Source organism: Sphingobium sp. RC1 (genome assembly GCF_059738765.1).
This window is the reverse complement of sequence record NZ_AP027306.1, coordinates 1,943,608-1,960,048: the sequence shown is the minus strand read 5'-3', so window position 1 is coordinate 1,960,048 and position 16,441 is coordinate 1,943,608. Positions and strand designations below refer to the sequence as shown.

Annotated in this window: 13 protein-coding genes; 11 read left to right on the top strand and 2 right to left on the bottom strand. The window is 61.5% G+C overall.

The genetic code is table 11. From position 1 onward, the window contains the following. The first annotated feature begins 130 nt into the window (after positions 1 to 130). The 10 genes from AC6JBC_RS09645 (at position 131) to lpdA (ending at position 12,919) form a co-directional block, all read left to right on the top strand. The gene (locus tag AC6JBC_RS09645; RefSeq protein WP_498023984.1) at positions 131 to 1,717 is read left to right on the top strand and encodes a peptidoglycan DD-metalloendopeptidase family protein; all 1,587 of its coding nucleotides are present in this window, start codon (positions 131 to 133) and stop codon (positions 1,715 to 1,717) included. 48 nt (positions 1,718 to 1,765) lie between these two features. Next, positions 1,766 to 2,548, top strand: a complete 783-nt coding sequence (locus AC6JBC_RS09640; RefSeq protein WP_498023983.1) for a nucleotidyltransferase family protein — start codon at positions 1,766 to 1,768, stop codon at positions 2,546 to 2,548. 122 nt (positions 2,549 to 2,670) lie between these two features. Next, positions 2,671 to 3,459 (top strand): succinate dehydrogenase iron-sulfur subunit, encoded by a 789-nt coding sequence (locus AC6JBC_RS09635; protein WP_498023982.1) that lies wholly within the window; start codon positions 2,671 to 2,673, stop codon positions 3,457 to 3,459. Positions 3,460 to 3,463: 4 nt separating this feature from the next. Further along, a complete protein-coding gene (locus AC6JBC_RS09630; protein WP_498023981.1) occupies positions 3,464 to 3,925 on the top strand; it encodes a PaaI family thioesterase in 462 nt (153 codons plus the stop codon). After that, positions 3,922 to 5,034, top strand: coding sequence for a cell division protein ZapE (zapE, locus tag AC6JBC_RS09625; protein ID WP_498023980.1), 1,113 nt, complete (start codon positions 3,922 to 3,924; stop codon positions 5,032 to 5,034). The genes AC6JBC_RS09630 and zapE overlap by 4 nt, the downstream gene beginning before the upstream one ends. A gap of 272 nt (positions 5,035 to 5,306) precedes the next feature. Beyond that, the gene (mdh, locus tag AC6JBC_RS09620; protein WP_449473341.1) at positions 5,307 to 6,269 is read left to right on the top strand and encodes a malate dehydrogenase; all 963 of its coding nucleotides are present in this window, start codon (positions 5,307 to 5,309) and stop codon (positions 6,267 to 6,269) included. 98 nt (positions 6,270 to 6,367) lie between these two features. After that, a complete protein-coding gene (sucD, locus tag AC6JBC_RS09615; protein ID WP_464772547.1) occupies positions 6,368 to 7,252 on the top strand; it encodes a succinate--CoA ligase subunit alpha in 885 nt (294 codons plus the stop codon). An 89-nt stretch (positions 7,253 to 7,341) separates the two neighbouring features. After that, positions 7,342 to 10,137, top strand: a complete 2,796-nt coding sequence (locus tag AC6JBC_RS09610; protein ID WP_498023979.1) for a 2-oxoglutarate dehydrogenase E1 component — start codon at positions 7,342 to 7,344, stop codon at positions 10,135 to 10,137. Positions 10,138 to 10,145: 8 nt separating this feature from the next. Beyond that, positions 10,146 to 11,384, top strand: coding sequence for a 2-oxoglutarate dehydrogenase complex dihydrolipoyllysine-residue succinyltransferase (odhB, locus tag AC6JBC_RS09605; RefSeq protein ID WP_498023977.1), 1,239 nt, complete (start codon positions 10,146 to 10,148; stop codon positions 11,382 to 11,384). Positions 11,385 to 11,518: 134 nt separating this feature from the next. Beyond that, positions 11,519 to 12,919: a dihydrolipoyl dehydrogenase gene (lpdA, locus tag AC6JBC_RS09600; protein WP_498023976.1), complete on the top strand. Its 1,401-nt coding sequence runs from the start codon at positions 11,519 to 11,521 to the stop codon at positions 12,917 to 12,919. A gap of 54 nt (positions 12,920 to 12,973) precedes the next feature. Here the strand turns inward: lpdA and AC6JBC_RS09595 are convergent, their stop codons facing one another. Together AC6JBC_RS09595 and AC6JBC_RS09590 are read right to left on the bottom strand one after the other, a co-directional pair. Further along, on the bottom strand, positions 12,974 to 14,146 hold the full coding sequence (locus AC6JBC_RS09595) for a GGDEF domain-containing protein (RefSeq protein ID WP_498023975.1): 1,173 nt from the start codon (positions 14,144 to 14,146) through the stop codon (positions 12,974 to 12,976). Positions 14,147 to 14,285: 139 nt separating this feature from the next. Further along, on the bottom strand, positions 14,286 to 14,954 hold the full coding sequence (locus AC6JBC_RS09590; RefSeq protein ID WP_498023974.1) for an HAD family hydrolase: 669 nt from the start codon (positions 14,952 to 14,954) through the stop codon (positions 14,286 to 14,288). Positions 14,955 to 15,111: 157 nt separating this feature from the next. On the opposite strand from AC6JBC_RS09590, the gene glmU reads away from it, so the two are divergent. Next, on the top strand, positions 15,112 to 16,404 hold the full coding sequence (glmU, locus tag AC6JBC_RS09585) for a bifunctional UDP-N-acetylglucosamine diphosphorylase/glucosamine-1-phosphate N-acetyltransferase GlmU (RefSeq protein ID WP_498026044.1): 1,293 nt from the start codon (positions 15,112 to 15,114) through the stop codon (positions 16,402 to 16,404). The last annotated feature ends 37 nt before the right edge of the window (positions 16,405 to 16,441 follow it).

Here is a 16,441-nt window from a genome sequence, read left to right as displayed (position 1 = left end):
GTGGGGCGATTCTCCTTTGGGCTATGCAACTTCAGTTGTTCAACGGCTGAAGGGCACGTTTCGTCGCGTGAATATGGTTAAAAAATCCGTCTTTATTTGACTTTAACCCTATGCGTTCACAACAATGCCCATGAACGCGCGGCGGGGGTCGGGCGAATTTTTAGCCTGTGGGGGGCTTTTTCAAGTGTTTCACGGTAGCCAGTTCAGTCCTCAGCAGGGGGGCGCATCCGCTTCCCTTTGGGTGACTGACGCCATCGGCAAGGGGTCGTTTACGACCGCCGATGCGCGTGACTGGCGCACCCGCCTGCGTGACTGGGCGGATGAGGTCGAACTGGTTCCCGATCTTGGCCAGCGAGTGGGCAGCCGTACGTGGTTCCGCGGCCTTGCTACCTGTTTTGGGCTTTGCGCATCGGCGCTGTATCTCTCCCCCGGCTTTCAGCCTCTGCCCGGCGCGCCGGAGCCGCTGCTCGCTCAGCCGCAGTTCGAGGAAGTGCGCAGCCAGATGATCACGCCGCTCGCCATGGGCGCGGACAGCGGACGGCGCATGGGGCCGACCGATGCCGTCCAGCCCCTGCGCGAAACGCCCGAACGTCCGCAGATCGAATTGCGCGCACAGATAGGTGGAAGTGATTCGCTTGGCCGGGCCTTGGCGAGGGCAGGGGTCAGCAATGCGGACGCCGCTCAGGTCATGGCGCTCGCCAGCGGCGATATAGCCAAGGGCCTGAAGCCGGGCACGCCGCTCGACATCGTGCTTGGCCGCCGCGCCAGCCGCGACATGCCCCGGCCGCTCGACCATCTCGCCTTCCGCGCACGGCTCGACCTCGCGCTGGAGATCAATCGCGTGGGCGGGCTGCTGCAAGTGCAGCGTACGGCTATCCATGTCGATGACACGCCGCTCCGTATTCAGGGCGTAATCGGCGACAGCATCTATCAATCCGCGCGCGCGGCTGGCGCACCGCCCAAGGCGATTCAGAGCTTCCTGCGTGTCATTGCAGAGCAGGTCGATCTGGGTTCGATCCACAGCGGAGACCGCTACGACATCATCACCGAATATCGCCGGGCGGCAACCGGGGATGTCGAAGTAGGCGACCTGCTGTTCGCTGGCCTGCACCGTGCCAGCGGCCGGGGCATCGACATGCTCAAATGGACCAGCGACGGCCGCAGCCAATGGTTCGAGGCATCCGGCGTCGGGGAACGGCGCGGGGTGCTGTCCGCGCCGGTGCAGGGCCGCATGTCCTCTGGCTTTGGTATGCGCCGCCATCCAATTCTTGGTTACACCCGCATGCATGCGGGCATCGACTTTGCCGCCGCCTATGGCTCGCCCATCTATGCCGCGACCGATGGCGTGGTATCCTATTCGGGTCGCCATGGCGGTCATGGCAATTATGTCCGGCTGGAACATGGCAACGGCCTTGCCACCGGCTATGCCCATATGAGCCGCATCGCCGCGCGCTATGGACAGCGCGTCCGTCAGGGGCAGGTGATCGGCTATGTTGGTTCAAGTGGTCTTTCGACTGGCCCGCATCTCCATTACGAACTGTACCGTAGCGGCCGAACGGTGAACCCGCTTTCGGTCAAATTCACCACGACGGCTCAACTTGCCGGGGGAGAACTGGCGGCTTTCCGGAGCCGACTGAGGCAGTTGAAGAGCCTGCGTGTCGGCGTGCCGGTCACCGTCGCGCAAAACAAGCCGCAGGCTGCGGCGCCCACCCTGTAGAGCATTTAGCTGCTTCCCGTCCTTGGGCCGCTTCGCTAACCCGCCTCCATGACCAAGATCACCGCCCTGCTGCTCGCCGGATCGCGCCCCGGTTCCGATCCTCTGGCGCAGGCGGCCGGGGTCGCGGTCAAGCCTCTCGCGCCTGTGGCGGGCGAGCCGATGATCAATTATCCCGCGCGGGCGCTGCTCGCGCATCCGTCGGTTGGACAAGTCGTCATTCTCACCCAGGCGCCGGAGCTATATCGCGCCGATCTCGCCACAGCCTGGCTCGGTGAAGACCCGCGCGTCCGCTTCGAACAGAGCGGCAGCGGAATAGCGTCCACATTGCTGAGCCTCCTGGAACGGCCAGACCTCCCTTTTCCGCTGCTCGTCACCACGGCGGATCATGTTCTGCTCGACGCCGACATGCTCGACCAATTTGTGGCCGAGGCAGAAGGGGCCGACATTGCGGTGGCGATGGTCGAACGAGCGACCTTGCTCGCCCGCTATCCCTCGTCGCGGCGGACCTGGCTCAAATTCAGGGACGGCTGGTGGTCCGGCGCCAACCTCTTCTGGTTCGGCAGCGTCAAGACGCGCGCCGTCATCGCCCTCTGGCAAGAGGTCGAGCAGGACCGCAAAAAGGGTTGGAAGATATTGGCCGCATTCGGGCCGATCGCCTTGCTCGGCGCCGTGCTGCGCCTCTCAACACTCCATGGCGGCATAGCGCGCATCGGCCGCCGCTTTGGCCTCGTCGCCCGACTGGTGTCGATGCGCAAAGCGGAAGCCTGCATCGACGCGGACAAGGTTGAGGATGTCGTGCTTATCGAACAGATATTGAGCGGCGGGGCGTAAGCGCCAAAATCGCTTCATGCTTTTGCTGCTTTGATGGGTAGCAAATGGCGAAACGAGGCGCTAAGGGCCTCTGGCGCGCGCCCCCATATAATTATCGGCGCGGACGGAGGACATCTTAAACCATGGCCGAATTCACCCTGCCCAAGAACAGCAAGATTTCCGGTAAGGGCGTGACCCACAAGGCGCCTGACGGTGCGAGCAACGTCAAGAGCTTCAAGGTCTATCGCTACGATCCCGACTCGGGTCAGAATCCGCGCTATGACACGTTCGAGATTGACCTCGACAATTGCGGTCCGATGGTCCTCGACGCGCTGCTGAAGATCAAGAATGAATATGATCCGACGCTGACCTTCCGCCGTTCCTGCCGCGAAGGCATTTGCGGTTCCTGTTCGATGAACATGAACGGCAAGAACGGTCTGGCCTGCACCACCGCGATCGACGAATGCGCGGGCAAGGAAGTGCGCGTTACGCCCCTTCCGCACATGGATGTGATCAAGGATCTCGTCCCCGATTTCACGCATTTCTATGCGCAGTACAATTCGATCAAGCCTTGGCTGCAAACCGTCAGCCCCGCGCCGAGCGGCAAGGAGCGGCTCCAGTCGCCCGCCGACCGTGAAAAGCTGGACGGCCTGTATGAGTGCATCCTGTGCGCCTGCTGCTCGACCAGTTGCCCCAGCTACTGGTGGAACTCCGACAAGTTCCTTGGCCCCGCGATCCTGCTTCAGGCCTATCGCTGGCTGGCTGACAGCCGTGACGAATATACCGGCGAGCGCCTTGATGAGCTGGAAGATCCCTTCCGCCTCTATCGCTGCCACACCATCATGAACTGCGCGAATGTCTGCCCCAAGGGCCTCAGCCCTGCCAAGGCGATCGCGGAGACCAAGAAGATGATGGTCGAACGGCAGCTTTAATCCAGTGGGCGATAATGCTGGTCCTGTAAGCCTGGTGCTGGAAGGTCCGTGGGCTGACTGGTTGCGTTGGAGCGATCCGGTTCCGGAGACGTTCCTCGGCACATCCGTCGGCCCCAGCTATTCGCAAGGCGCCGGTGATCGCCGTGCTACTGTGATGCTGGAAACCCGTCCGTCGCATGCCAATCGCAATGGCGCGCTGCATGGCGGTTTTCTCGCGGCCTTTGCCGACCATGCTTATTTTGCGGCGCTGGCGGCCATGGGACGTCCCGAGCAGGCTGCTGCCGTCACTGTCGATCTTTCCATGCAATATTGCGGCTCCGGCAAAGTGGGCCAGCCGCTGCGCGCCGATGTCGAGGTCTTGCAGGAAACCGGGCGGTTGTTCTTCATGCGGCTGACCCTGCATCAGGATGACGGGCTGGTCGCGTCCTCGACCGCCACGGTGCGAAAGGTCCCGGTTCCCAAATGACCAGCGTTATCGAGCGTTATCGCGCGCTCGTCGCGGCCGGGGAATTGCGTCCCGATCCGGATCAGCAGGCCGCCGCAGCACGGTTGAACGCGCTTCAGCTGGAATTGGAAGCGGCTCCTCCTCGCGGGTCGACCTTGTGGAAATTGCTGCGAAAGGCGCCTGAGCCGCCACGCGGCCTCTACATGTGGGGTGGTGTCGGCCGGGGCAAGTCGATGTTGATGGACCTGTTCTTCGACACCGTGCAGGTCAAGCGCAAGAAGCGCGCCCATTTCCATGAATTCATGCTCGACGTCCATGCACGGCTTGCCGAGGTTCGCAAAGCGGAGAAGGGCGATCCCATCCCTCCGGTCGTGGACTCGCTCGCCGAAGAGGCGCGGCTGCTCTGCTTTGACGAAATGGTCGTGAATAATATGGCGGACGCTGCCATCATGTCGCGTCTGTTCACCGGGCTGCTGGACAAGCGGGTGACGATCGTCACGACCTCCAACCGCGCGCCGGATGAACTCTATAAGGACGGCCTCAATCGTCAGCTTTTCCTGCCGTTCATCGACCTCATCAAGGATCGTCTGGACGTCCTGACCCTGGATGGACCGACCGACTACCGGCTCGACCGTTTGGGCGACGCGCAGCTTTGGCATTCGCCCAATGGTCCAGCGGCGACCAAGGCGCTTTCCGAGGCGTTCTTCCGCCTCACCGACTATCCGGTGGAAGATCGGGCAAAGGTTCCTGTGGAGGACATAAAGGTGCAGGGTGGGCGGACCTTGCACGTGCCGAAGAGCCTGAAGGGGGTGGCAGTCTTTTCTTTCAAGCGCCTGTGCGCTGAGGCGCGCGGCGCGCCGGACTATCTGGCGATCGCGCGGCGCTTTCATACCGTCATCCTCGTCGGCATCCCGGTGCTGGGGCCTGAGAACCGCAACGAAGCCGCTCGCTTCGTGACGCTGATCGACGCCTTGTACGAATATAAGGTCAAGCTGCTCGCCTCGGCCGATGCGGAGCCCGCTCAGCTCTATCCTCGCGGCGACGGAGCGTTTGAATTCGAACGCACGGTTTCGCGCCTGATGGAAATGCAGTCGGACGACTATCTCGCGCTCGGGCACGGCCCGAAATAGCGCCGTTCGGCGCTGTGGGGCACTCATTCATTCTATTGAAAATGGCCCGGACGCTTCCTTCTGAGAGGAAGCGCCCGGCAGGTGGCCGCTGCGGGACAAGTCAGCGCCAGGGTAGAAGCGCGTAACAAACAGGGGCGAAAAGGCCATTAATGCAACTGCGAATGAATTGCAAAGATAAATGTCCCAAACTCCGTTTAGTTGGTTGAATCATTAATGAGATCGGCTTAAGCGGGCGGGCAATCCCAATTTCCGTGCTTGGAGGATGATTGCATATGGCCCGTAAGAAGATCGCGCTGATCGGCGCTGGCAATATCGGTGGTACGCTCGCGCATCTCGCCGCTCTCAAGGGCCTGGGCGACATCGTCCTCTTCGACGTGGTCGAAGGCGTTCCTCAGGGCAAGGCGCTCGACCTGTCGCAGTGCGGCCCGGTCGAAGGTTTCGACTCGAAGATCATCGGCACGAACGACTATGCCGACATCAAGGACGCCGACGTCATCATCGTTACCGCCGGTGTCGCCCGCAAGCCGGGCATGAGCCGCGACGATCTTCTGGGCATCAACCTCAAGGTCATGAAGTCCGTGGGCGAGGGCATCAAGAATAACGCCCCCAACGCCTTTGTCATCTGCATCACAAACCCGCTCGACGCGATGGTGTGGGCACTGCGCGAATTCTCCGGCCTGCCGCACAACAAGGTCGTCGGCATGGCTGGCGTTCTCGACTCCGCACGCTTCAGCCACTTCCTCGCTGAAGAATTCCAGGTGTCAGTGAAGGAAGTAACCAGCTTCGTTCTCGGCGGCCATGGCGACACTATGGTGCCGGTCGTCGAATATTCGACCGTCGCCGGCATACCCATCCCCGACCTCATCAAGCAGGGCCGCTCCACCAAGGAGCGCATCGACGCCATCGTCCAGCGCACCCGTTCGGGCGGCGGCGAGATCGTCGGCCTGCTCAAGACTGGTTCCGCTTTCTACGCGCCCGCTACCAGCGGCATCGCGATGGCTGAAGCCTATTTGTTCGATCAGAAGCGCCTGCTGCCCTGCGCCGCTAACCTGACCGGCCAGTATGGCGTCGATAACCTCTACGTCGGCGTGCCCGTGATCATCGGCAAGGACGGTGTCGAGCAGGTCATCGAGATCGAACTGGACGACGAAGCCAAGGCGAACCTCCAGGTGTCGGTCGATGCGGTCAAGGAACTGCTGGAAGCCTGCAAGGGCATCGACCCTTCGCTCGCCTGATCTGACAAGCTGCACCGACATGCCCCAGGTGAGTGAGCAGCCTGGGGTATGACGCCTTCACTTGAAGTGCCACCTCCACAGAATGCAAAGGGACTGACATGTCCATTCTGGTGAACAAGAACACCAAGGTCATCACGCAAGGTATGACCGGCGCTACCGGCACCTTCCACACCGAACAGGCGCTGGCCTACGGCACGCAAATGGTCGGCGGCGTTACGCCGGGCAAGGGTGGCACGACCCATATCGGCCTGCCCATGTTCGATACGGTTGCCGAAGCCAAGACGAAGACCGGCGCCGACGCTTCGGTCATCTACGTGCCGCCGCCGTTCGCGGCCGATTCGATCCTGGAAGCGATCGATGCGGAAATCCCGCTGATCGTCTGCATCACCGAAGGCATTCCGGTTCTGGACATGGTCCGCGTGAAGCGCGCCCTGTCCGGTTCGAAGTCGCGCCTGATCGGCCCGAACTGCCCCGGCGTCCTGACCCCCAATGAATGCAAGATCGGCATCATGCCCGGTTCGATCTTCTCCAAGGGTTCGGTCGGCGTCGTGTCGCGTTCCGGCACACTGACCTATGAAGCCGTGTTCCAGACCACCAATGCGGGCTTGGGCCAGACCACGGCTGTCGGCATCGGCGGCGATCCGGTCAACGGCACGAACTTCATCGACGTGTTGGAACTTTTCCTGGCCGATGACGCGACCGAATCGATCATCATGATCGGCGAAATCGGCGGCGACGCGGAAGAACAGGCGGCTCAGTTCCTGATCGACGAAGCCAAGAAGGGCCGCAAGAAGCCGATGGCTGGTTTCATCGCTGGTCGTACGGCGCCTCCGGGCCGCCGCATGGGCCATGCCGGTGCGATCGTGTCGGGCGGCAAGGGCGACGCGGAAAGCAAGATCGCGGCGATGGAAGCGGCCGGGATCAAGGTTGCCGCCAGCCCGTCCGAACTGGGCTCGACGCTTGTCGAAGTCCTGAAGGGCTAAGCAAAGGCAGACAAGGTGGCCGGGCTGCACCCCGGCCGTCTTTGATACCCCGCTTCGCGACTGCACGCGGTCGGCATGGGACTTAAGGCATGGGTTACGAGAACCAGGACTTTGAAACGGAACGCGGGCCGAGCTGGACACGCCCCAATTGGCCTCTGGCGGACACTGATGATCTGACCGGTGCGCTCGATCCGACGCAGATGCAGGTGGCCGTGAAAGCCGCCGCCAAGGCTGCGGGCAAGTCAGTCTCTGACGCCGACGCAGTCAGCGCCGCTGACGATGCGATCCGTGCGCAGTTGCTGATCCGCACCTATCGCGTGCGCGGCCATCTCGCGGCCAATCTCGATCCGTTAGGCCTCGTCCAACGTGAACTGCCTGCCGACCTGACGCCCGAATATCACGGCCTTAACGACGTTGATAAAAGGATCTATCTCGGCGGTACTCTGGGCCTGCAATATGCCACGGTAGGCGAGATCGTCGCGATCCTGCGTGCCAATTATTGCGGCAATGTCGGCCTGGAATATATGCACATCGCCGATGTCGAGGAACGCGTGTTCCTTCAGGACCGGCTGGAAGGCAAGGACAAGGAGATTCACTTCACGCCCGAAGGCAAGAAGGCGATCCTGTCCAAGGTGATTCAGGGTGAACAGTACGAAAAGTTCCTGGGCCGCAAATATGTCGGCACCAAGCGTTTCGGCCTGGATGGCGGCGAGTCCATGATTCCCGCGCTCGAAGCCATCATCAAACATGGCGGCGCGCTGGGCGTGCGCGAGATCGTATACGGCATGGCCCATCGCGGCCGTCTGAACGTGCTCGCCAATGTGATGGCCAAGGGCTTCCGCGTCATCTTCCACGAATTTTCGGGCGGCACTGCGAACCCCGAGGATGTCGGCGGATCGGGAGACGTGAAATATCATCTCGGCACCTCCACCGACCGCGAATTTGACGGCATCAAGGTGCATATGTCGCTGGTGCCCAACCCTTCGCACCTCGAAACAGTCGACCCGGTGGTTTTGGGTAAAGTCCGCGCGCAGCAGACCTTCCGCGATGATCTGGAAAAGCATGAGCAGGTCCTGCCGGTGTTGATCCACGGCGACGCGGCCTTTGCGGGTCAGGGCATCGTTTGGGAATGCCTCGGCTTCTCCGGCGTGTCCGGTTACAATACTGGCGGCTGTATCCATTTCATCGTCAACAATCAGATCGGCTTCACGACGAGCCCGCAATTCTCGCGTGGTTCGCCCTATCCGAGCGACGTGGCCAAGGGCGTTCAGGCGCCGATCCTGCACGTCAATGGCGATGATCCGGAAGCTGTGACCTTCGCATGCAAGCTGGCGATCGAATATCGCCAGACCTTCCATCGCGACATCGTGATCGACATGTGGTGCTATCGCCGCTTCGGCCACAATGAGGGGGACGAACCGAGCTTTACGCAGCCGCAGATGTACGCGAAGATTCGCCAGCATCCCCCCGTCAGCGACGTCTATTCGGCGCGGCTGAAGGCGGAAGGCGTGGTTGACGATGATTTCGTAAACAAGGTGACGGGCGATTTCGTCAATCATCTGGAAGAAGAGTTTGAGGCGGCCAAGAGCTACAAGGCCAATAAGGCCGACTGGTTCGCCGGCCGCTGGTCGGGCTTGCATAAGCCCGCCGACGCGGAAACGTCGCGGCAGAATGTCGAAAGCGCCATCAGCCAGAAGCTGTTCGACAGCCTGGGCAAGACGCTGAGCACCGTTCCCGAAGGCTTGAATGTCCACAAGACGCTCAAGCGCGTGATCGACGCCAAGGCCGAGATGTTCAAGTCGGGCCAGAATTTCGACTGGGCTACGGGCGAAGCGCTCGCTTTCGGATCGCTCCTATCCGAAGGCTATGGCGTCCGCTTGTCGGGCCAGGATTCAGGACGGGGTACGTTTAGTCAGCGTCACGCGGTCTGGGTCGATCAGGATAGCGAGCGGAAATATATCCCGCTTTCTACCGTGCCGCATGGCCGGTTCGAGGTGCTGGATTCGCCGCTGTCTGAATATGGCGTGCTCGGCTTTGAATATGGTTTTGCGCTGGCTGACCCCAAAAGCCTGGTGTTGTGGGAAGCGCAATTCGGCGACTTCGCTAACGGCGCGCAAATCGTGTTCGACCAATATATCGCCTCTTCCGAGACGAAGTGGCTGCGTTCGAACGGCCTCGTCTGCTTGCTGCCGCATGGCTATGAAGGGCAGGGTCCTGAACACAGCTCGGCGCGTCTGGAACGCTTCCTTCAGCTCTGTGCGGAAGGGAATATCCAGGTCGCCAACATCACGACGCCGGCTAATTATTTCCATGTCCTGCGTCGTCAGATGCTGCGCTCCTTCCGCAAGCCGCTTATCATCATGGCGCCGAAGTCGTTGCTGCGGCACAAGCTGGCGGTGAGCAAGGCCGAAGACTTTGTGGGGGAGACGCATTTCAAGCGCATCCTGTCCGATCCCCATGCAGCGGCAGACGCTGACACGAAGCGGCTGGTCCTGTGCTCGGGCAAGGTCTTTTATGACCTTTTGGAAGCGCGCGACGCGGCAGGTGATAAAGACGTGCAGATCCTGCGCATCGAGCAGATCTACCCCTTCGCCACGGAAGCATTGGCCACGCGAATCAAGCGAATGACGAAGCTGGAAGAGGTGGTCTGGTGCCAGGAAGAACCGCGCAATAACGGTGCCTGGTTCTTCGTTGAACCCTATGTCGAGGAAGCGCTGGCCCAGGCAGGGAAGGCGCCGATGCGCGCTCGCTATGCCGGACGAAAGGCTGCCGCTTCGCCCGCCACGGGCCTGGCCAAGCGCCATGTCGCCGAACAGGGCGCCCTCGTCGCCGATGCGCTGGGTCACAGCGTTCGTGAAGAAATCCGCCGCCAGAAGAAAGGCTGACACAGCTCATGGCAACTGAAGTCAAAGTCCCCACGCTGGGCGAATCCGTTACCGAAGCGACCGTTGGCCAGTGGCTGAAGAAGCCCGGCGAGGCGGTGAAGGCCGATGAGCCGATCGTCAGCCTGGAAACCGACAAGGTGGCGGTGGACGTGCCCGCACCGGTCGCGGGAACCTTGGGCGACATCATCGCCAAGGAAGGCGACACGGTGAACGTCGGCGCGCTGTTGGCGATGATCAGCGAAGGCGCTGCTGCCGCTGCGCCTGCCCCGGCTTCCGCTCCGGCGGCCAAGGCAGAGGCTGCGACGCCTGCTCCTGCGACTTCTGCGCCTGCCGATGAAGATGAGGGTGGCAACCTGACGCTGTCTCCAGCCGTTCGCCGCCTGGTGCTGGAGCATGGACTCGACCCGAGCAAGATCAAGGGCACCGGCAAGGACGGCCGCCTGACCAAGGATGATGTGATGGCCGCCGTGGCTGCGGGCACAGCCAAGGCGACGGCGTCGGCACCGGCTGCCGCGCCTGCTGCCGAGGCGCCTGCCGCAGGTCCAAGCCGTCGTCAGGAGCGCGTCAAGATGACGCGCCTGCGCCAGACGGTCGCCAAACGCCTGAAGGAAGCGCAGAATAACGCGGCGCTGCTGACCACCTATAATGACGTCGACATGACAAATGTCATCGAAGCGCGCGCGAAATATAAGGACCTGTTCGAGAAGAAGCATGGTGTCCGTTTGGGCTTCATGGGCTTCTTCACCAAGGCCGTCTGCATGGCGCTGCGCGACATTCCGGGCGTCAACGCGCAGATCGAAGGCGATGAGATCGTCTATAACGACTTCGCCGATATTTCGGTGGCCGTGTCGGCGCCGAACGGCCTGGTCGTGCCGGTGATCCGCAACGCTGAAAGCCTTAGCGTCGCCGACATCGAAAAGACGATTGGCGGCTTTGGCAAGAAGGCCAAGGAAGGCACGCTGACCATGGAAGATATGAAGGGCGGCACCTTCACCATCTCCAATGGCGGCGTCTTCGGTTCGCTCCTGTCGAGCCCCATCATCAACCCGCCCCAGTCGGCTGTTCTGGGTCTGCATCGCATCGAAGACCGCCCGGTCGTCCGCGATGGGCAGATCGTCATCCGTCCGATGATGTATCTGGCGCTCAGCTACGACCATCGGCTGATTGATGGTCGTGAAGCGGTGACCTTCCTCGTCGCGGTCAAGAACGCGATCGAGGATCCGACCCGTCTGCTGATCGACCTGTAAAGATCAACCTTTCATTCCGTTCGGGCTGAGCCTGTTGAAGCCCTGTCCTTTCTGGGGGACGAAAGAAAAAGTAATGCCCTTTGACAGGTTGGGACGAGACAAGCGGCTCGGAACAAGGGCGAACGGAGATTGAGATGGCTGACTTCGATTATGACGTCCTGGTGATCGGCGCGGGTCCGGGGGGCTATGTCGCCGCCATCCGCGCGGCTCAACTGGGTCTCAAGACTGCGTGCGCCGAGAGCCGCGAGACGCTTGGCGGCACCTGCTTGAATGTCGGCTGCATTCCGTCGAAGGCCCTGCTACACGCGTCGGAGCTTTATGAGGAGGCCGCAGGTGGCGCGCTCGCAGAGCTGGGCGTCAAGATCGACAAGATGAGCCTTGATCTGGATACCATGCAAGGCCAGCGCAAGGATGCGGTGAAGGGCCTGACGGGCGGCATCGAATTCCTGTTCAAGAAGAACAAGGTCGACTGGTTGAAGGGGCGTGCGAGCTTCACTGGCGCGAACACGGTCGATGTTGCGGGCAAGGCCGTGACCGCGAAGAATATCATCATCGCGACGGGTTCCTCCGTGACGCCGTTGCCTGGCGTCGAAGTGGAAAATGACAAGGGCCTTATCGTCGATTCAACCGGCGCTCTGGAACTGGACAAGGTTCCGGATCACCTCGTCGTCATCGGCGGGGGCGTCATCGGGCTGGAACTGGGTTCGGTCTGGCGCCGTCTGGGCTCGAAGGTGACGGTCGTCGAATTTCTCGACCAGATCCTGCCGGGCATGGATGGCGAGGTTCGCAAGGAAGCGAACAAAATCTTCAAGAAGCAGGGCTTCGAATATAAGCTCGGCACCAAGGTCACGGGCGCCAAGGCGCATAAGAAGGGCGTCAGCCTGACGGTTGAGCCTGCCGCAGGCGGGGCTTCGGAGACGATCGAGGCCGATGTCGTGCTGGTGTCGATCGGCCGTCGTCCCAATACCGACGGATTGAGCCTCGACAAGATCGGCCTTGAACTCAACGCGCGCGGGCAGATCGAAACCGATCATGACTTTGCGACCAAGGTCCCCGGTGTTTGGGCCATCGGCGATGTGATCCCCGGCCCGATGCTCGCGCATAAGGCTGAAGACGAGGGCATCGCCGTTGCGGAGAATATTGCCGGGCTGACCGGGATCGTGAACCACGCAGTGATCCCGTCGGTGGTCTATACCAAGCCTGAGATTGCAGGCGTCGGCCTCACCGAGGAAGCCGCCAAGGAGCGCGGTGCGGTCAAGGTCGGCAAGTTCCCGATGATGGCGAACAGCCGCGCGAAGACCAATCATGAGCCTGATGGCTTTGTGAAGGTGATCGCCGATGCGGAAACCGACCGGGTCCTGGGCGTGTGGATCATCGCGACCGTGGCTGGCACGATGATTGCGCAAGCGGCACAGGCGATGGAATTCGGGGCATCCAGCGAGGATATCGCCTACACCTGCCACGCGCATCCGACGCATAGCGAAGCGATCAAGGAAGCCGCAATGGCGGTCATGGGCAAGCCGATCCACATGTGATCGTCGCCTTTGGCGAAGTTGGAAAGGGCCGCCGCTGTGCGGCCCTTCTGCTTTTCAGGCGCTGGCGATGCGCGGCGTGGATGGCGCCGCTATGGTTGGTGAGGATAGCACGCGCCGGATGCAGACGCGGTTCCGACCACGCGCCTTCGCGTCATAGAGTGCCTCGTCCGCGCGAGCGATGGTGTCGTGGATTGACGTGTCGCTGCGTTGAGTGGTCGATAGGCCAAAGCTGGCTGTCAATGGACGGCTGAGCCGTAGTTGTGTTGCAATCGTCGCGGTGAAGCCTTCGCGCAGCTTGTTCGCGATTTCCGCCGCATGCGCTGCATCGATCCCCGGTAGGAACAGGACAAATTCCTCTCCACCGAAGCGGGCCACGACCGCGCCATCCGGAGCCATTGTGGTTAGAAGACGAGAAAGCGCCCTGATCACCTGGTCGCCGGATGCGTGACCATATTCGTCGTTGATGGTCTTGAAATGGTCGATGTCACAGACAATGAGACTGCCTGCGGGCAGCTCATCCGATTGCCTGCGCTTGATGGCATCATCGAATCCCCGGCGATTGAAGAGGCCGGATAACGGATCGACCATGGCTTCCCGCTGATAGCGACCCAGTATGTCGATCACCTGCGTCGCAAGAGCGGCGAACGCGAGAAAGAAGCCAAATATGCAGGCAAGCGCCTGCATCAGAAAGGCATATTCGCTGGTGAGGAAGTCGCCATTCTCCGACAGCGTGAGCGGGACAGTGGAGCCGCGAACGAAATTATCCAATGCGACGAGCGATGCAGCGGCGAACAACGTCCGATCGGCCCCTGTACGCAAGTGGTTCTTTGCGGCGACAAGGGGAAGTCCGATCAGGAGAAAGCAGCCAAAGTCCGAGGCGACCAGCTCGAGCGGCAGATTGTCCATGGCATAGGCCAGGATGCACAGCAGGATCGAGCCGCCCCAGATCGTCAGCCGTGCCGTCAGAAGCCAGGATGGCCGCCAGCGTTGCAACAACGCTTGACCGAAAAGCAGGAACCCGGTGGCGAACAGCAGATCAGCAATAATGCTCCAGACAGGATCCGGGATTGCGGCAAAACCGACGGGCGCCGCAAATCCCGCGGCGACGCAGAAGAAGGCCGCGCTCCACCAGGCAGCGGCCCGCACATGCCAGCTACAGATGATCAGGAACGCGATGCCAAAGCTGGCCATCATGATTGGCAGGAAGAAAGCGAAATTTTCTCCCATGCTGACTGCCTTTGCCTGATGTTACCCGGAGGATCGGCAGGCATGAAGCCGCCGTTGGGGCGGCGGTATAAGCCTTTGTTTAAAAAATACTTCCAAAATCGACGAGATGTTCATCCGATATGGATCAAACGGCCGACGATCAGCCTGGCCAACCTTCCAGAAGCGGCATCAGTTCATCGAAATGATCTATGACCGCGTCCGCTTCCAATTGTTCGACGGGGCCGTCGAGGAAGCCGAAGCTGACCGCTATGCTTGGCACTCCCGCGTTACGTGCGCCCGCGATGTCGTTGATCGTGTCGCCGAGGAATATCGTCCGACCGCCGCCAGCGCGCGCGATCATTTCGTGGATCGGCGCTGGGTCCGGCTTCGCTACGCCAAGCGTGTCGCCGCCGATGATGCTGACGAAACGTTCGGAAAGGCCGATCTGATGGAGCAGGGGAATAGTGAAGCGTTCAGCCTTGTTCGTACAGATCGCAAGCTTGACGCCCGCTTTGTCCAAAGCCTCCATCGCGTTCATGAGGCCGGGATAGGGGACCGAATGGATGGCGAGATTCTGCTGATAATAATCGAGCAATGTCGGCAGCATCCGAGCCAGCAGGGCCTCATCATAGCCGCCCGATGCGGTTAGCGCCCGTTCCAGCATGACTTTCGCGCCCTTGCCCACGAACGGGCGGATGGCATCGACGGGAAAAGGCGGGCGGCCATCCGTCGCGATCGCGTAATTGACTGCCGCGGCGAGGTCGCCGCTCGTGTCGAGCAAGGTGCCGTCGAGGTCGAAACCCACTATATCGAAGGGAATGCTGGTCATGCGCGGCTCATGCGGCCTCTCCGGTGGCAAAGGCAAGGCAAACGTGGCAGAGAGCGATCAGATTCATAACCTTCCCTGCTAAAAGAGGACGCGTTCCGCCGTGACCGCCACCCGCCCACTCGCCGTCATCATCCTTGCCGCCGGGCAGGGCACGCGTATGAAGTCAGCCAAGCACAAGGTGCTCCATCCGGTCGCGGGTCGGCCAATGTTGCTGCACCTGCTGGCCAGTGTCGCTGAGCTTCAGCCCGAGCGGCAGGTCGTCGTGGTCGGCGCGGGCCGCGAGCAAGTGGAAGCCGCGGTCGCCGGGACAGGTGCGGTGATCGCCGTGCAGGAGCAGCAGTTGGGAACTGGCCACGCGGTTGCTCAGGCCCATGACGCGCTTGCCGGTTTCGCGGGTGACATATTGATCCTCTATGGCGATGTGCCGCTGGTGCGGGCGGAAACCATGCGGGCGATGCTGGACCGGCTGAACCTGGGTGACGACCAGCGCGCCGTGGTGCTGGGCTTTAGACCCGAGGACGCGGGTGCCTATGGGCGGATCATCACCAGTGGGCAGGGCATCATCGACAAGATGGTCGAATATAAGGATGCCGACGCGGCGGAACGAGCCGTGACGCTGTGCAACTCCGGCCTGATGGCGGTGCGATCCACGGATCTTTTCGTGCTGCTCGACAAGATCGGCAACGACAATGCGGCGGGCGAATATTATCTGCCCGACATCATCATGCTGCCCGGCGCCCAAAGTGCCGTCATCGAAACCGAGGCTTGGGAAGTGGCTGGCGTGAACAGCCGTGCGGAGCAGGCCATGATCGAGGCTGCCTGGCAGGACCGGCGGCGTAGCGAGGCGATGCGTGATGGCGTGACGCTGGTGGCGCCGGAAACCGTATTCTTCGCACATGACACCGCACTGGGTCGCGATGTCATGGTTGAGCCCAACGTCGTATTCGGGCCGGGTGTGACGGTGGCTGATGATGTGACTATCCGCGCTTTCTCACACATCGAGGGCGCAACCATCTCCAAGGGTGCCGAGATCGGCCCCTATGCGCGACTGCGTCCCGGAGCCCAAATTGGCGCAAAGGCTAAGGTCGGCAATTTCGTCGAAATCAAAAAGGCGGAACTGGGCGAAGGCGCGAAGGTCAATCACCTGTCCTATATTGGGGATGCCACCATCGGGGCAGGCGCCAATGTCGGCGCGGGTACGATCACCTGCAACTATGATGGCTTTTTCAAATATAAGACGGAAATCGGCGCGGGGGCGTTCATTGGCTCCAACAGTGCGCTGGTCGCTCCGGTCAAGATCGGGGCAGGCGCGATCGTCGGCGCAGGGAGCGTGGTGACTAAGGAGGTGGAGGCGGACGCTCTTTGCCTCGTCCGGCCCGCGCAGGAGGGTAAGCCCGGATGGGCGGCGCGGTTCCGCGCTGGAATGCAGGCGCGCAAAGCGGCAAAGTGAAGTCCCCGTCCGGTCGTGGTGGGTGCCTTTGGGCGCT